General features: G+C 67.3%; 10 protein-coding genes. 4 read left to right on the forward strand and 6 right to left on the reverse strand.

The genetic code is table 11. The features are described 5' to 3' along the window. Positions 1–80: 80 nt before the first annotated feature. Positions 81–3,248, forward strand: a complete 3,168-nt coding sequence (locus ACFPME_RS05820) for an efflux RND transporter permease subunit (protein ID WP_377303045.1) — start codon at positions 81–83, stop codon at positions 3,246–3,248. A gap of 128 nt (positions 3,249–3,376) precedes the next feature. Here ACFPME_RS05820 and ACFPME_RS05825 read toward each other — a convergent pair whose 3' ends face one another. After that, the gene (locus tag ACFPME_RS05825) at positions 3,377–4,666 is read right to left on the reverse strand and encodes an MFS transporter (RefSeq protein ID WP_377303048.1); all 1,290 of its coding nucleotides are present in this window, start codon (positions 4,664–4,666) and stop codon (positions 3,377–3,379) included. Positions 4,667–4,745: 79 nt separating this feature from the next. Then, positions 4,746–5,330 (reverse strand): DUF2239 family protein, encoded by a 585-nt coding sequence (locus tag ACFPME_RS05830; protein ID WP_377303050.1) that lies wholly within the window; start codon positions 5,328–5,330, stop codon positions 4,746–4,748. A gap of 156 nt (positions 5,331–5,486) precedes the next feature. On the opposite strand from ACFPME_RS05830, the gene ACFPME_RS05835 reads away from it, so the two are divergent. The 3 genes from ACFPME_RS05835 (at position 5,487) to ACFPME_RS05845 (ending at position 9,039) form a co-directional block, all read left to right on the forward strand. After that, a complete protein-coding gene (locus ACFPME_RS05835; protein ID WP_377303052.1) occupies positions 5,487–6,863 on the forward strand; it encodes a M16 family metallopeptidase in 1,377 nt (458 codons plus the stop codon). 8 nt (positions 6,864–6,871) lie between these two features. Beyond that, the gene (locus ACFPME_RS05840) at positions 6,872–8,347 is read left to right on the forward strand and encodes a M16 family metallopeptidase (protein WP_377303054.1); all 1,476 of its coding nucleotides are present in this window, start codon (positions 6,872–6,874) and stop codon (positions 8,345–8,347) included. Positions 8,348–8,514: 167 nt separating this feature from the next. Next, positions 8,515–9,039, forward strand: coding sequence for an acyloxyacyl hydrolase (locus ACFPME_RS05845; protein ID WP_377303056.1), 525 nt, complete (start codon positions 8,515–8,517; stop codon positions 9,037–9,039). 71 nt (positions 9,040–9,110) lie between these two features. Here the strand turns inward: ACFPME_RS05845 and ACFPME_RS05850 are convergent, their stop codons facing one another. From ACFPME_RS05850 to ACFPME_RS05865, 4 genes are all read right to left on the reverse strand, one after another. Continuing rightward, positions 9,111–10,637 (reverse strand): DHA2 family efflux MFS transporter permease subunit, encoded by a 1,527-nt coding sequence (locus tag ACFPME_RS05850; protein ID WP_377303058.1) that lies wholly within the window; start codon positions 10,635–10,637, stop codon positions 9,111–9,113. A 112-nt stretch (positions 10,638–10,749) separates the two neighbouring features. Next, positions 10,750–11,955, reverse strand: coding sequence for an HlyD family efflux transporter periplasmic adaptor subunit (locus ACFPME_RS05855; protein ID WP_377303060.1), 1,206 nt, complete (start codon positions 11,953–11,955; stop codon positions 10,750–10,752). A 9-nt stretch (positions 11,956–11,964) separates the two neighbouring features. Then, the gene (locus ACFPME_RS05860; RefSeq protein ID WP_377303062.1) at positions 11,965–13,416 is read right to left on the reverse strand and encodes an efflux transporter outer membrane subunit; all 1,452 of its coding nucleotides are present in this window, start codon (positions 13,414–13,416) and stop codon (positions 11,965–11,967) included. Positions 13,417–13,440: 24 nt separating this feature from the next. Beyond that, positions 13,441–13,899: a MarR family winged helix-turn-helix transcriptional regulator gene (locus ACFPME_RS05865; protein ID WP_377303065.1), complete on the reverse strand. Its 459-nt coding sequence runs from the start codon at positions 13,897–13,899 to the stop codon at positions 13,441–13,443. Positions 13,900–13,965: the final 66 nt, after the last annotated feature.

The following is a 13,965-nucleotide window of genomic DNA, read 5'->3' on the forward strand; positions in this document are numbered from 1 at the left end:
GCCCCATCCCCACCGGTGTCGCGCGCATCGAACGCGCACGCGCCGTGTCTGGCGTCATACTTGTCGGCCACGGAAACGCCATGAACATTTTCGCGCCCCTGATCCGCCGCCCGGTCGGCACCTCGCTGCTCGCCATCGGCCTGATGCTGGCCGGGCTATGGGCGTACCTGCTGCTCGGTGTGGCCGCGCTGCCGTCGCTGGATTTTCCCGGCGTCTACGTGGTGGCCAACCAGCCCGGCGCCAGCGCGCAGACCATGGCCAACACCGTGCTGGCCCCACTGGAACGACACCTGGGACGCATTCCAGGTGTCGACGAAATGTACGGCAACGCCAGCGAAGGTGCCGCGTCGGTGATGGTGCGCTTCACCATGAGCCGCACGGCCGACAGCGCCGCTCGCGACGTGCAGGCCGCCATCAATGCCGCCGCGGTCGACCTGCCCCCCGGCATGCCGTCGCCGCCGCAGTACTTCAAGTTCGACACGTCGCAGATCCCGATCCTGTTCATCACGCTGACCTCCGACGGCATGCCGCAGGACCAGCTGTTCGATCTCGCCGACACGCTGCTGAAACCGGCGGTGGCGCAGATCAGCGGCGTGGCGCAGGTGCAGGTGTTCGGTGGCACGCCGCATGCGGTGCGCATCGAGCTGGACAACAACGCGCTGGCGGCCAAGGACCTCACCGCCAATGACGTCGCCAACGCGCTGCGCGCGGCCAACGTCACTTCGCCGCAGGGTGTCCTCAGCGACGGCCGCACGCAGATGACGGTCAGCGCCACGGACGGCCTGCAGACTGCACCGGAGTTTGCTCGCCTGCTGATCTCGGTGAAGAACGGCACGCCGGTGCGACTGTCCGACGTGGCTCGCGTGTACAGCGGCCAGCAGGACCAGTACCAGGCGGCCTGGTTCAACGACCGGCACACCGTGGGCCTGCAGATCAGCAAGCGACCGGAAGCGAACGCGGTGGCTACGGTGGAGGCGATTCGTGCGCGGCTGCCGCAGCTGCGCGCGTCGCTGCCGTCGAACATCACCATGACGCCGGTGTTCGACCTGACCCAGACCACCAAGTCGGCGCTGCATGAAGTGCAGGTGGCGCTGCTGATCTCGATCGCGATGGTGGTGCTGGTGATGCTGGTATTCCTGCGCCGGTTGCGGCCAACCCTGATCGCGATGCTCAGCGTGCCGCTGTCGCTCGCCGGCGCGTTCGTGGTGATGTGGACGCTCGGGTACACGCTCAACACGCTGTCGCTGGTGGCGCTGGTGCTGTGCATCGGCTTCGTGGTGGACGACGCCATCGTGGTGATCGAGAACATCGTGCGGCACATGGAAAAAGGCACGCCGCCGCTGGACGCCGCGTTGATCGGCGTACGCGAGATCGGCTTCACGGTGATCTCGATCACGTTGTCGCTGGTGGCGGTGTTCGCGCCGCTGCTGTTCGGCAACAACATGCTGGTGATGCTGCTGCGCGAGTTTTCGGTGACGCTGACCGCGGCGGTGGTGATCTCGGCGCTGGTCTCGCTCACGCTGACCCCGGCGCTGTGCGCCTGGCTGCTGACCCACGAAACGCAAGAGCGCAAGCCGGCCGGGCGGATCGAGCGCGCGGTGGAAAATTTCGACCGTGGCCTGCTGCGCATCTACGAACGCTCGCTGGACTGGGCGATGCACCATCGCCGCATCATGCGCTGGCAACCGCTGACCCTGCTGATCCTCACCTTCGTACTGGGTTGGGCGGTGGCCCAGACCGCCGGCGGCACCTTCATGCCCGACGAGGACACCGGTCAGCTGCAGGTGGATATCGACGCCGATGCCAACATTTCACCGGCGCAGATGACCGAGCGCACGCTGGCGGTGGCCAGGATCATGCAGGCCGATCCGGCCGTGCTCGACCAGCTGACCATGCTCGGCGGCAACAACGCGGGCGGCGCCGTGGGCAACAGCGCGCAGATGTTCGTCGACCTGAAGCCGCGCGGCAGCGGGCCCGGCCAGCGCGGCGAAGGCATCAAGCAGGTGGTGGAGCGGTTGTCGAAGCACTACGACAAGCTGCCCGACGTGAAGGTCTCGGTCAGCGCGGCGCAGTTCCTCGGTGGGGGCGGCAGCGGCGACGGCGGCGGCCAGTACGAGTTCCAGCTGCTCAGCACCAATGGCGGCGATCTGCAGCCATGGGCGCTGAAGATGGTGCGGCAGCTGCGCACGCTGAAGGAGTTCCGCGATGTCGGCAGCAACTTCGACCAGGTCGGCAAGCAGCAGCTGCTGAAGATCGACCGTGCGGCCGCCGCGCGCCTGCATGTAGGCATGGGCACCATCGACTCGGCGCTGTACAACTCGTTCGGCCAGCGCCAGGTGTCGCAGATCTATTCCGACATCAACCAGTACTCGGTCGTCCTCACCGCCGGAGCGGCGCAGAGCGTGAGCCCGCAGTCGCTGCTCAACGTGCGCGTGCGCAACGAGCGCGGCCAGATGATCCCGCTATCGGCGCTGGCGCATATCGAGCCCAACATGAGCCCGATCAGGGTGCGTCACCACAACCAGCTTGAAGCGGCCACCATCAGCTACAACCTGGCCAAGGACGTGCCGCAGGATCGCGGCGTCAAGCTGGTCGAACAGGCGGCCTACGCGGCGGGCCTGCCGGCCGGCATGAAGGTGGATTTCACCGGCGCCAACCAGCGCCTGAAGCAGGCACAGTCCAACGGCATGGTGCTGCTGCTCGGCTCGATCCTGGCGATGTACATCGTGCTGGGCATCCTCTATGAAAGCCTCGGCCATCCACTGACCATCCTCTCGACGCTGCCCGCTGCCGGCGCCGGCGCGTTCCTGGCCATGCTGGTGACGCAGACGCAGATCTCGATGATGGCGATCATCGCGATCCTGATGCTGATCGGCATCGTCAAGAAAAACGCAATCCTGATGGTCGACTTCGCCCTCGTCGCCGAACGCGAACGCGGCCTGTCCGCACCCGAAGCGATCCGCGAAGCGGCGCTGGTGCGCTTCCGCCCGATCACCATGACCACCCTGGTGGCGATGGGCGCGGCGTTACCGCTGGCGATCGGTTTCGGCATCGGCTCGGAAATGCGCCAGCCGCTCGGCATCGCCATCGTCGGCGGGCTGCTGGTATCCCAATTGCTGACCCTGCTGAGCACGCCGGCGATCTATCTGTGGAACTACGACCGCAAGATTCGCAAGGCCGCAAGGCGCGAGCGCCGTGCTGAAAAGAAGCGGCTCAGGGCGTTGGGCGAGCAGCAGACCGCGTCCTGACCAGTCCGCGTGGTTGTTCATTAGACAGCCGGCTGTCCGGTCAACCAGCCTGAATATAAATCTGTGAACTCGCATCGCCGCGCGACTGCGGCAATGCGATGGTCGGCGGAGGGAACACGGTGTCGCGATCAGGCCGGTGCGGTCTCTGCCCGTGCCACACCGATGCTGCGCAGTGCCGGGTTGGTCATGCAGCTCAAGGCAATGGCTGTCAGCGTCAGGCCCGCCGCAGTGAACATGGTCGCCAGCGAGATCATTTTCAGCAGGTTGCCGGCGATGGCGGCCGACAGCGGGCCGAGTCCCATGAAGGTGAACATCAGTACGCTCATGGTGCGGCCCATCATCTCCGGCGCGACGCGGCGCTGGATCCAGCTGACGATGGCGATTTGCGCAATGCCGGCGAGTACGCCGACGCTGGCCAGCAGCACGGCGCCGGCCAGCGTCGAGTGCACCAGGGCCATCGCCACCAAGGCCAGTCCAGCGAGGCTGTCGATACCCAGCACCATCAGGCCGAGCCGGCCGCGGACCAGTTTCGCTGTGATGCCGGAAAGAAAACTGCCCAGCAGCATGCCGCCGCCGTTCGCGGCCATCAGGATGCCCAGCGACGCGGCGCCCAGATCCAGCCGGGTATCGGCCAGCACCGGCAGGCCGACCTGGATCGGGCCGCCGACAAACACCGACACCACGGCGGCGTAGAGGATGAACGCGCGCAGCGGCAGGTCGGCCCAGATATTCCGGATGCCGCTGGCGACGTTGGCCAGCACACTGCCGACCGACACCTTCGGATGGTGATCGCTGTGGATGCGGATCAGCATCAGCGAGCCCAGCGAGAACAGGAAACTCACCGCGTCAGTGCCGAAGGCGAGTCCGAGCCCGGAGGAATCGGCTACGCCATTGCCGTGACCAGCGTGCGCGCCGGTGCTGATCAGCAGTCCGGCGATCGCCGGGCCGACAATCATGCTCAGCTGGCGCATGCCCATGAACAGCGCGTTGGCCGGTTGCAGCTGCTGCGGCTGGATCAGCTGCGGCAAGATCGCCGAACCCGCCGGATAGGCGAACGCGGTGGACAGGCCGATGCCCAGCCCGATCGCGTAGATCATCCACATCTGGATCGCTCCGGCCAGCACCAGCACGGCGAGCAGGCTGACCAGCAGCGCATTGATCCCGCGCGCACCCAGCAACACCCGTCGCGGCGACATGCGGTCCACCACCGCGCCGCCGATCAGCATGAAGGCGGCGCGCGGCAGCGCCATCGCGGCGAGTACCAGGCCGAGTGCGGCCGGATCGCCGGTGAGTTTCAGTACCAGCCACGGCAATGCGACCAGGGTGAACTGATCGCCGATCGCCGAAATCGTGCTGCCGCCGAACAGCAGGGTGAAGTTGGGATTGGCGAACAGTGAACTGCGAGAAGAGAGCTGCATCGTAAAGGCCTTGGGCGCCGTTGACGGGCTGGCGTCGTGATGGAACGAGTCGGTGTGATGCGAGTATCGGCCGTCGCGATCAGCGGGTTGCCATGTCGTCCCACGCTGCGGCGGCCAACCGGCGCAGGTGATCGCGCACGTCGCGCGGCCATGGTTCGGTCAGCGTGATGAAACGCTCGCGCTCATGCCGGTAGAACGCGCGCGACGCTTCTTCGTGTTGGCTGAGGTCACCGGTCAGCGCGAGCATGAAGCGATCGACCGACTCCTGCGCAAGCCGTACGCGGTCCTTCGCGCCATGAGTGCGCATGGCTTGTTCAACCAGTCGCCGCAACACCGCTGAAGCGCCGCCCGGCTGTCCGGCAAGCCAGTCCCAGTGACGCGGCAGCAGGGTGACTTCGCGCGGCACCACGCCAAGCTTCGGCCGGCCGGGGCCGCGCGCGATGGTGGCATCGGTACCCGGCAGGCGGGCCAGCACCTCGGTCAGCGTGCCGCGAAAATCCACTTCGATCTGGCGGCTGTCGTGATCGTCGAAGATCAGCAGCGGTTCGCTGGCGCCGGCATCGAGGGCCAGCTTCGCTGCGCGCACGACGTCCGCCAACGGGCCGCTGGCGATCAGGCGATGGTGATCGAATGCGGTGCAGGTGACCGTGGCGGGCGTCGACATGAGATTTATCCGGGTGAATTGAGCGCCGCATTCTACCCGGATCAAACAAGCTGTCAATATCATCCGGGTGAAAGATCGACACTGGCCCAGAAGTCATGCATGACCGCGCAAGCCGCCTTGCTAAGGTGAGCCCCTTTCCTTCCGAAAGGACTATCCATGCGCTTGAGTGCTGCCGCCTTGCTGGCCTCGTTCACGTGGCTGGCCGCCGCGCCGCTCGCCGCGGCCGAGCTGACCATTCCGCCGATCCAGTATCACCAGCGCACCCTGCCGAACGGCTTGCAGGTGCTGAGCGTGGAGAACCACGCCAGCCCGAACGTGGCCGTGCAGATGTGGTACCACGTCGGTTCGAAGGACGATCCGCAGGGGCGCTCCGGCTTTGCGCATCTGTTCGAGCATCTGATGTTCAAGAGCACCAGGCACATGCATGCCGAACAGTTCGACCGGCTGACCGAGGATGTCGGCGGTGCCAACAATGCGTCCACCGGCGACGACGTCACCAACTATTTCGAGGTGGTGCCGAGCAACCATCTGCAGACCCTGCTGTGGGCCGAGGCCGAGCGGCTGTCCAACCTCAACGTGGACGAGGCCAACTTCAAATCCGAGCGCGCGGTGGTGGAGGAGGAATACCGCCAGAGCGTGCTGGCCGATCCCTACGGCAAGCTGTTCAATGCGATCGACCCGAGCTCGTACACGGTGCATCCGTACAAGCGCCCCACCATCGGCAGCATCGAGGATCTGGAAGCGGCCTCGCTGCAAAACGTGATCGCGTTTCACAATACGTTTTACCGGCCGGACAATGCCACCCTGATCGTCGCCGGCGACTTCGATCCGAAGCAGCTCGATGGGTGGGTCGACCGGTATTTCGGCGGCATCGCGAAACCGGCCGCGCCGATTCCGCAGGTCACCGCGCAGGAGCCGGCGCGCAAGAAGAACCTGCGCTACACCGTCGCCAGCGACACCGCGCCGCTGCCGGCGGTGGCGATCACCTGGCTGATCCCGCCCGCCTCGGACAGCGCCGACAGCATCGCGCTGAAGGTAGCCGCCGCGCTGCTGTCGCAAGGCGATTCCTCGCGGTTGTATCAGTCGCTGGTCTATCGCCATCAGGTCGCCCAGCAGGCGGGCGCCGACGCCGACGGCCGCGTCGGGCCGGGCCTGTTCACCGCCTATGCGATTCTCGCCAGCGGCCATCGGCCGGCCGAAGCGGAGAAGCTGCTGCACGAGGAAATCATCTGGCTGGCGACGCAGCCGATTCCGGTGGCGGAACTGGACAAGGTAAAGACCCAGCTGCTGACCGGGGAGCTGAAGCAGCGCCAGACCGCGCAGGGTCTCGCGTTCGCGCTCGGCCAGGCAAGCCTGGTCGACGGTAATCCGGAGCGCGTCAACACCGATCTGGTCGCCCTGCAGAAGGTCACCGAACGGGATATTCACCGGGCCATGCAGAAGTACATCACCGGCGCGCACAGCGCCACCATCGACTACCTGCCGCAGGCCGGCAGGACGGCGCCGGCGGCCGACATGGGAGCAGCGAAATGAGGCGTCGGATGAAGGCATTGCGTTTGGCCGTCTTTACGGCTGCCATGGTGGCCGCCAGCACCGTGCTGGCGGCGACTTCCTCCCCTGACTTCCCGGCTGCGCCGCCGGCGCCCGGCCCGGCGCCACAGCTGACCGTGCCGACACCGTCCGCGCTGACCCTGGCCAATGGCCTGCAGGTGATCAGCGTGCGCCGCGCGGGCCTGCCCCTGGTCACCGCGCACCTGGTGGTGCGCAGCGGTGGCGAGATGGATCCACCGCAGCTGGCTGGGCTGGCCGACCTCACCGCGAACCTGCTGGGCAAGGGCGCCGCCGGCAAGACGGCGCCGCAGATCGCCGCGGCGGCGGAGACGCTGGGCGGCTCGCTGGACGCCGCCGCGGGCTGGGACGAAAGCGCGGTGGGCATCACCGTGACCACGCCGAAACTGCCGCAGGCGCTGGGCCTGCTGGCCGAGGTCGTGCGCCAGCCGGATTTCAGCGCGGCCGAACTGAAGCGGGCACAGGCGCAGGCGATCGACGACCTGCATCTGGCGCTGAGCCGCCCCACCGCGCTGGCTTCGCTGGCGGCCAGCCGCGGCGTCTTCGGCAAGGGTGCATACGGCCACTCGCGCGGCGGCACGCCGGCGTCGATCGCGCGGATCAGCCGCGCCGACGTGCAGCGGCTGCACGCCGGGCTGTACCGGCCGGACAACGCGATCCTGGTCCTCGCCGGCGACATCACGCCGGCGCAGGCGCAGCAGCTGGCCCAGGCCAGCTTTGGCAACTGGGCCCGGCCGCCTGCACCGCTGCCGGCCAAGCCGGCCGGCAGGGCTGCCAGCGCGTTGCCGCCGATCGTGTTGATCGACCAGCAAGGCGCCGGTCAGGCCGGCGTCGTTGCGGCGCATGCCGCGCCGCCGCGCAACAATGATGACTACTACATCGGCACGGTCGCCAACGCGGTGCTCGGTGGTTCGTACTCGGCGCGTCTGAATGAGGAGATCCGCATCAAGCGTGGCCTCTCCTACGGCGCCAGCAGCCGGTTGCAGCCGTTGCGCGACGCCGGCCTGTGGCTGGCCTCGGCGCAGACCAAGAACCCGTCGGCGGCGCAGGTGGTCGAGCTGATGCTGGGCGAGTTCAAGCGGCTGGGCGGCACGCGGGTTTCCGCCGACGAGCTGGCCGCGCGCAAGGCCACCCTGATCGGCAGCTACGGCCGCAGCCTGGAAACCACCGCGGGGCTGGCCGAACAGGTCGGCGAGCTGGCCGTGTACGGCGTGCCGCTGGACGAGATCGGCCGGTACGTCGCGCAGGTGCAGGCGGTGACGCCAAGGCAGATCGAGAAGTACGCAGGCAAGCACCTGGATGCCGGCGCCGGCACGGTGGTGGTGGTCGGCGACGCCGCGCAGTTCGCCGCCGACATCCGCAAGACGCATCCGCAGGCCGCGCTGCTGGAATCGACCGCGCTGGATCTGGACAGCCCGACGCTGCAGTCGGCCGGCGGGCGAAAATAACGTCTTCGACCGTGCTTTCACCCGACCCCGGCCAACATGCCGGGGTCTTCGTATCACCAGGCGCAACAATCTGTTGCCGGAATCGACCCGAAAAGGGCTCCTCGCGGCGGCGGTTATTTCATAAACTACGCAGTACAAGAATAACCGCACCCTGCGAGGCTTCCCTCATGTCTTTCCGCTCCTTTTCCCGCAGTGCCATCGTGCTGACGCTGATGGCAGCCAGTTTGCCGGCTGCCGCCGCGCGGTTCGAGGTGCAGGCCGGCCGCAGCTACATGGACAGCCACGGCGCGAACGCCGCCTTCGTCGAAGCGGTGTTCGCGCCGCGCCAGCTCGGCCATACCCGCTTCACCTGGTCGCCGGATGTCTCGCTCGGCTGGATCGATGGCCGCCACCGGGCGGGCTACGACGACGGCCGCTACGGCGTGCGCCATGCCGTCGCGCTGGCCGCCGGTGGCGTGCGCCTGCACCTCGGCGAGCCCGGTGCGTGGTACCAGCCGCTGTACTTCAGCGAACAGGTCGCCGCCATCGACCACACCACCCATGCGCTTTCCAGCCACTACCAGTTCGTCAGCACGCTGGGCTGGCAGGCGAAGCACTTCAGCGTGGCGATCCGGCACATTTCCAATGGCGGGCTGCACCGTCCGAATACCGGCGAGACCATGGCGCTGGTCGGCTTCGCCTTCGAGATCTGACGCATGCGCAACCGCGGACAAGACAACGGCCCCGTCGGGGCCGTTGTCTTGTCCGATGCCTGCCGGCCGCTTCAATGGCCGCCGGCGGCAGGCCCGGCCTTGGCGGTGAACGGCGGTCGCGCCAGCCAGATCACGAACACCAGGGCGATGAAGATCCAGCCCAGCGCGTGGAACACCTCGTTGAAGGAGATCTGGTAACCCTGCTGGGTGATCATGTCGTTGATCACGCTGGCACCGGCCTGGGTATCGCCGTGGCCGATCTGGCCGAGGGCAGTCTGCGCGGTCGGGCTGTACGCGGTGATGCGCTCGGCCAGCTGCTCGTGATGGCTCACTGCCCGGCGCTCCCACAGCAACGTGGTCAGCGAGGCCGAGAAACTGCCGCCCAGCGTACGCAGGAAGGTGGCCAGGCCGGAGCCGGCGGCGATCTCGTTCTGCTGCAAGTCCGACAGCAGGATGGTCAGGATCGGCATGAAGAAAAGGGCCACGCCTAGTCCCTGCCACAGCTGCACCATCGCCACGTGGTAGAAGTCGATGCCGATGAAGAAGTCCGAACGCATGAAGCAGGTCAGGCCCATGACCACGAACGCCGCCGCCGCCAGCAATCGCAGATCCATGCGAGGCCCGTACTTGCCGACGACGAAGGTCAGCAGCACCGGGATGATGCCCAGCGGTGCGCTGGCGTAGCCGGCCCAGATCGAGGTGTAGCCGAGGTTGCGCTGCAACCACAGCGGCACCATCAGTGCGATCGCGAAGAACGCCGCGTAGCCAAGGACCAGCGCAATCGTGCCAACGGTGAAGTTGCGGTGGCGGAACAGCTTGAGGTTGACGATTGGGTCCTTGTCGGTCAGTTCCCAGATCAGGAAGATCGCGATGCCGATCGCCGAGACGATGCTGGTGACGATGATGAAGGTGGAGTTGAACCAGTCCTCGTCGTTGCCCTTGTCCAGCACGATCTGCAGCGCCCCCACGCCGATGATCAAGGTGATCAGGCCGACGTAGTCGATCTTCGGCCGCTCGGTCTTCTCCACTTTCCCGCGCAGCTGGTTCGCCACCACCATGCTGGCGAAGATGCCGATCGGCACGTTGATGAAGAAGATCCACGGCCATGAATAGTTGTCGGTGATCCAGCCGCCGAGGATCGGGCCGGCGATCGGTGCCACCACCGTCACCATCGCCAGCAACGCCAGCGCCATGCCGCGTTTGGCCGGCGGGTAGATGCCGATCAGCAGGCTCTGCGTGATCGGGTACATCGGCCCGGCCACCGCGCCCTGCAGCGCGCGGAACAGGATCAGCATGCCCATGCTCTGCGAGATGCCGCACAGGAACGACGTCATCGCGAACAGCAGCGTGCAGGCGGTGAACAGCTTCACTTCGCCGAAGCGGCGCGTGAGGAAGCCGGTCAGCGGCAGCGAGATCGCCATGCTCACCGCGAACGAGGTGATTACCCAGGTGCTCTGGTTGTTGCTGACGCCGAGGTTGCCGGCGATCGTCGGCAACGACACGTTGGCGATCGTGGTGTCCAGCACCTGCATGAAGGTGGCCAGTGACAGACCGATCGTGCTCAGTGCCAGATTGGGCGGACGGAATGGGGTGGTCATCGGTGCCGATCGTCTAGTCTGGAATGGGTAGGAGCCCGCTCGCGGGCGATGCTTTTTCTCCGAAACCTCAAAGCAACAGCATCGCCCGCGAGAGGGGCTCCTGCAGGGGGCGCTATTTGCTGCCAGCCATATTGGCGTGGACGATCTCGGCGATCGCCGCGTCGGCCTTGGCCAACTGCTGCTTGTACACGTCGGTGCTGAAGGCGGCCTGGGTGGGCGATTTCTGCGCCAGGGTCGCGCCGCTCTGGTCGTGCAGGTTCACGTCGACAGTCAGCGACATGCCCAGCCGCAGCGGGTGCTTGTCCAGCTGGGTCGGATCGTCGAACACGATCCGCACCGGAATGCGCTGCACGATCTTGATCCAGTTGCCGGTGGCGTTCTGCGCCGGCAGCAGCGAGAACGCGCTACCGGTGCCGACGCCCAGGCTCTGCACCTTGCCCTTGTAGGCCACCTTGCCGCCGTAGACGTCGGACTCGATCGTCACCGGCTGGCCGATGCGCATGTCGGTGAGCTGGGTTTCCTTGAAGTTGGCATCCACCCACACGCCATGCAACGGCACCACCGCCATCAGCGCGGCGCCCGGCTGCACGCGCTGGCCGACCTGCACCGAGCGTTTGGCCACATAGCCGTCCACCGGCGCGACCAGGGTGGCGCGCGCGTCATCCAGGAAGGCGGCGCGCAACTGTGCCGCCGCGGCCTGCACGTCGGGATGCGAGGCGACCACCGTATCGTCGACCAGCACCTTGCTGGTCTGGTATTGCTGCTGCGCGGTGATCAGCGCGCTCTCGGCCGTGGTCAGGGCATCGCTGGCGTGCGCCAGCTCTTCGGCCGAGATCGCCCCCGACTTCGCCAGCGTCACGCGCCGGTTGTAATCGGCGCGCGCCTTGTCCACCGCGGTCTTGCGCGCGGCCACGTCAGCCTGTGCCCCATTGACGCTGGAATACAGGCCGCGCACCTTGCGCACGGTGTTGGCGAGGCGGGCCTTGGCCCCGGCCAGTGCCACCTCGGCGTCGCTGGGATCGAGCTGCACCAGTACGTCGCCGGCGTGCACCAGGTCGCCGTCATCGGCGCCGATGCTGACCACGGTGCCCGGCACCTGCGGGGTGATCTGCACCACGTTGCCGTTGACGTAGGCGTCGTCGGTGCCCTCGTACCAGCGGCCGTCGAGGAAGTACCACAGCGCCCAGCCGATGGCGGCGAGCAGCACCACGACGGCAAGCACACGCAGCATGAAGCCGCGCGGGTTCTTCCTGGGTGCGGCGGTGCTCGATGGCGCGCCGGCCGCAGTCTCGGTAGTGGCGGGAGTCTGGCTGGACATGGGACGACCTCAGGAACGCGAAGAGTGGGAAGACGGGGAGGGCGTGGGCACCCCGGCCTGCGGCCGGAAACCGCCGCCGAGGGCCTGGATCAATTGCACCGAAAGATCGACCTGTTGCGCCTGCAGCGCGGCCATGCCGCGATTGGCGGCCAGCAACTGCTGGCGCACGACCAGCGCCTCGAGATAGCTGCCGATGCCGGCCTGGTAACGCTGCAACGCCAGCTGCCAGGCCTGCTGGGCCGCGTCCTGGGCGCGCTGCTGCGCGGTGAGCTGTTCCTGCACCGATTGCAGCGCGGACAGCTCGTCGGCGACCTGGTTCAGCGCACCGACCAGGGTCTGGTTGTACTGCGCCACGGCGAGGTCGTACTGCGCATCCTTGCCGGACAGGTTGGCGCGCAGCTTGCCGCCGTCGAAAATCGGCAGGCTGAGCGACGGTCCGAACTGGTAGAACCGCCCCGCCAGGCTGAGCGGGTTGCCGCCGCCCATGCTGATCACGCCGGCCATCGCGCCGATGCTGATGTTCGGCAGGAAGTCGGTCTTCGCCGCCGCGATGTCCCTGCTCGCCGCCTCGACGCGCCAACGTGCGGCGACCAGGTCGGCACGGTGGCCAAGCAGCTCCAGCGGCAGATTGGTCGGCACCGCCAGCGCGGCCGGTCGCAGCGGCTGCGGGCGGGCGATCTCCAGTCCGCGATCCGGCCCCTTGCCCAGCAGCACCGACAGCGACGAGCGCGCGGCATCGACGGCGCGCCTGGACAGTGCGGTGTCCTGCTCGGCGCTGGCCACTTCGGCGTCGCTCTGCCTGAGCTGGATCTGGTTGTCGATGCCGGCGGCGACGCGCTGGCGGGTCAGCTCGAGCGACTGAGTCGCACGCTTCAGCTCGCCTGCGGCCAGATCCTGCTGGGTGAACGCGTAGCCAAGTTGCGCATAGGCGCGGGCAACGTCGCCGGAAAGTGCGATGCGTGCGGCGCGGGCATCGACCTCGGCGGCGCGCGCCTGGCCCACCGCAGCTTCCCAGGCGGCGCGCTTGCCGCCCCAAAGGTCCAGATCCCACTTGAAGCTCGCATAGCCGTACTTGGCCACGGCAAAATGCGCCTTGTCGCCAAGCAGCGCGGCCGGCGGACGGGCACCGGCGACCGCGGCGCCGCCATTTAAGCTGGGGCCGCGCGCGGCATCGGCGATGCCCGCCTCGGCCTGCGCTGCGCGGGCACGGGCATCGGCTACGCCGAGGCCCGGGTTGTTCTGCAGTGCTTCGGTGATCAGGGTATTGAGTTGCGCGTCACCCAGCCCGGTCCACCAGTCGGTGGTCGGCCACGCGGCGGCGGACAGGTTGGCCAGGCTGCGATCAGCCTTCAGCGAGGATGGATCGATCGGCGTGCCGTCCGGGTGCACGCCGCCGCTGCTGACGCAGCCGGCCAGCGCGAAGGTCAGTGCCGTGGCAGCCGCAAGTAGATGCAGACGCATGGGATGAAGTCCAGGGGGAAGGGGTCAGTTCTTGTCGCGCAGCGCGTGCAGCACGCGCTCGAGGTAATCGTGCAATTGCTCCCGTTCGGCCTCGTCCAGCGAGCGCTGCGCGGCGGCCAGCACGCGTTCGTTGCAGTCGGTCAGCTGCTGCCACATGGCGTCGCCGGCGGCGGTCAATTCGATGCGCAGGGCGCGGCGATCCTGCTCATGCGGGCAGCGGCGCAGGTAGCCCTTGCGCTCCAGCTGGTCGAGCTGGCGGGTCATCGCGCCACCATCCAGTTCCACCGAACGGGCCAGCTCGCTGGCCGACATCGGACCGAGCCGGGCCAACCGTTTGAGGATCAGGAACTGGGTAAAACGCAGGTCCACATTCTGCGCCGCCAGCTCTGCCTCCATCGCGCGCACCACCTCGGCGCGCACCAGGCCGAGCAGGATGCCGAGGTTTTCTTTGGGGGTGGCGAAGGCCATCGAATCGGTATTCATGGCCGCGCATTCTATTGCCTCAAGTATATTTGTCAAGGCAAATATGTGCCGATATACCTTTGTCTC

Source organism: Rhodanobacter umsongensis, assembly GCF_042654965.1.
Taxonomy (GTDB): domain Bacteria; phylum Pseudomonadota; class Gammaproteobacteria; order Xanthomonadales; family Rhodanobacteraceae; genus Rhodanobacter; species Rhodanobacter umsongensis.

Bases quoted from the DNA above. Each gene is read 5' to 3' on its own strand.
- ACFPME_RS05860 (WP_377303062.1), bottom strand. From the start codon at position 13,416: ATGCGTCTGCATCTACTTGCGGCTGCCACGGCACTGACCTTCGCGCTG.
- ACFPME_RS05820 (WP_377303045.1), top strand. From the start codon at position 81: ATGAACATTTTCGCGCCCCTGATCCGCCGCCCGGTCGGCACCTCGCTG.
- ACFPME_RS05830 (WP_377303050.1), bottom strand. From the start codon at position 5,330: ATGTCGACGCCCGCCACGGTCACCTGCACCGCATTCGATCACCATCGC.
- ACFPME_RS05840 (WP_377303054.1), top strand. From the start codon at position 6,872: ATGAAGGCATTGCGTTTGGCCGTCTTTACGGCTGCCATGGTGGCCGCC.
- ACFPME_RS05845 (WP_377303056.1), top strand. From the start codon at position 8,515: ATGTCTTTCCGCTCCTTTTCCCGCAGTGCCATCGTGCTGACGCTGATG.
- ACFPME_RS05865 (WP_377303065.1), bottom strand. From the start codon at position 13,899: ATGAATACCGATTCGATGGCCTTCGCCACCCCCAAAGAAAACCTCGGC.
- ACFPME_RS05850 (WP_377303058.1), bottom strand. From the start codon at position 10,637: ATGACCACCCCATTCCGTCCGCCCAATCTGGCACTGAGCACGATCGGT.
- ACFPME_RS05825 (WP_377303048.1), bottom strand. From the start codon at position 4,666: ATGCAGCTCTCTTCTCGCAGTTCACTGTTCGCCAATCCCAACTTCACC.
- ACFPME_RS05835 (WP_377303052.1), top strand. From the start codon at position 5,487: ATGCGCTTGAGTGCTGCCGCCTTGCTGGCCTCGTTCACGTGGCTGGCC.
- ACFPME_RS05855 (WP_377303060.1), bottom strand. From the start codon at position 11,955: ATGTCCAGCCAGACTCCCGCCACTACCGAGACTGCGGCCGGCGCGCCA.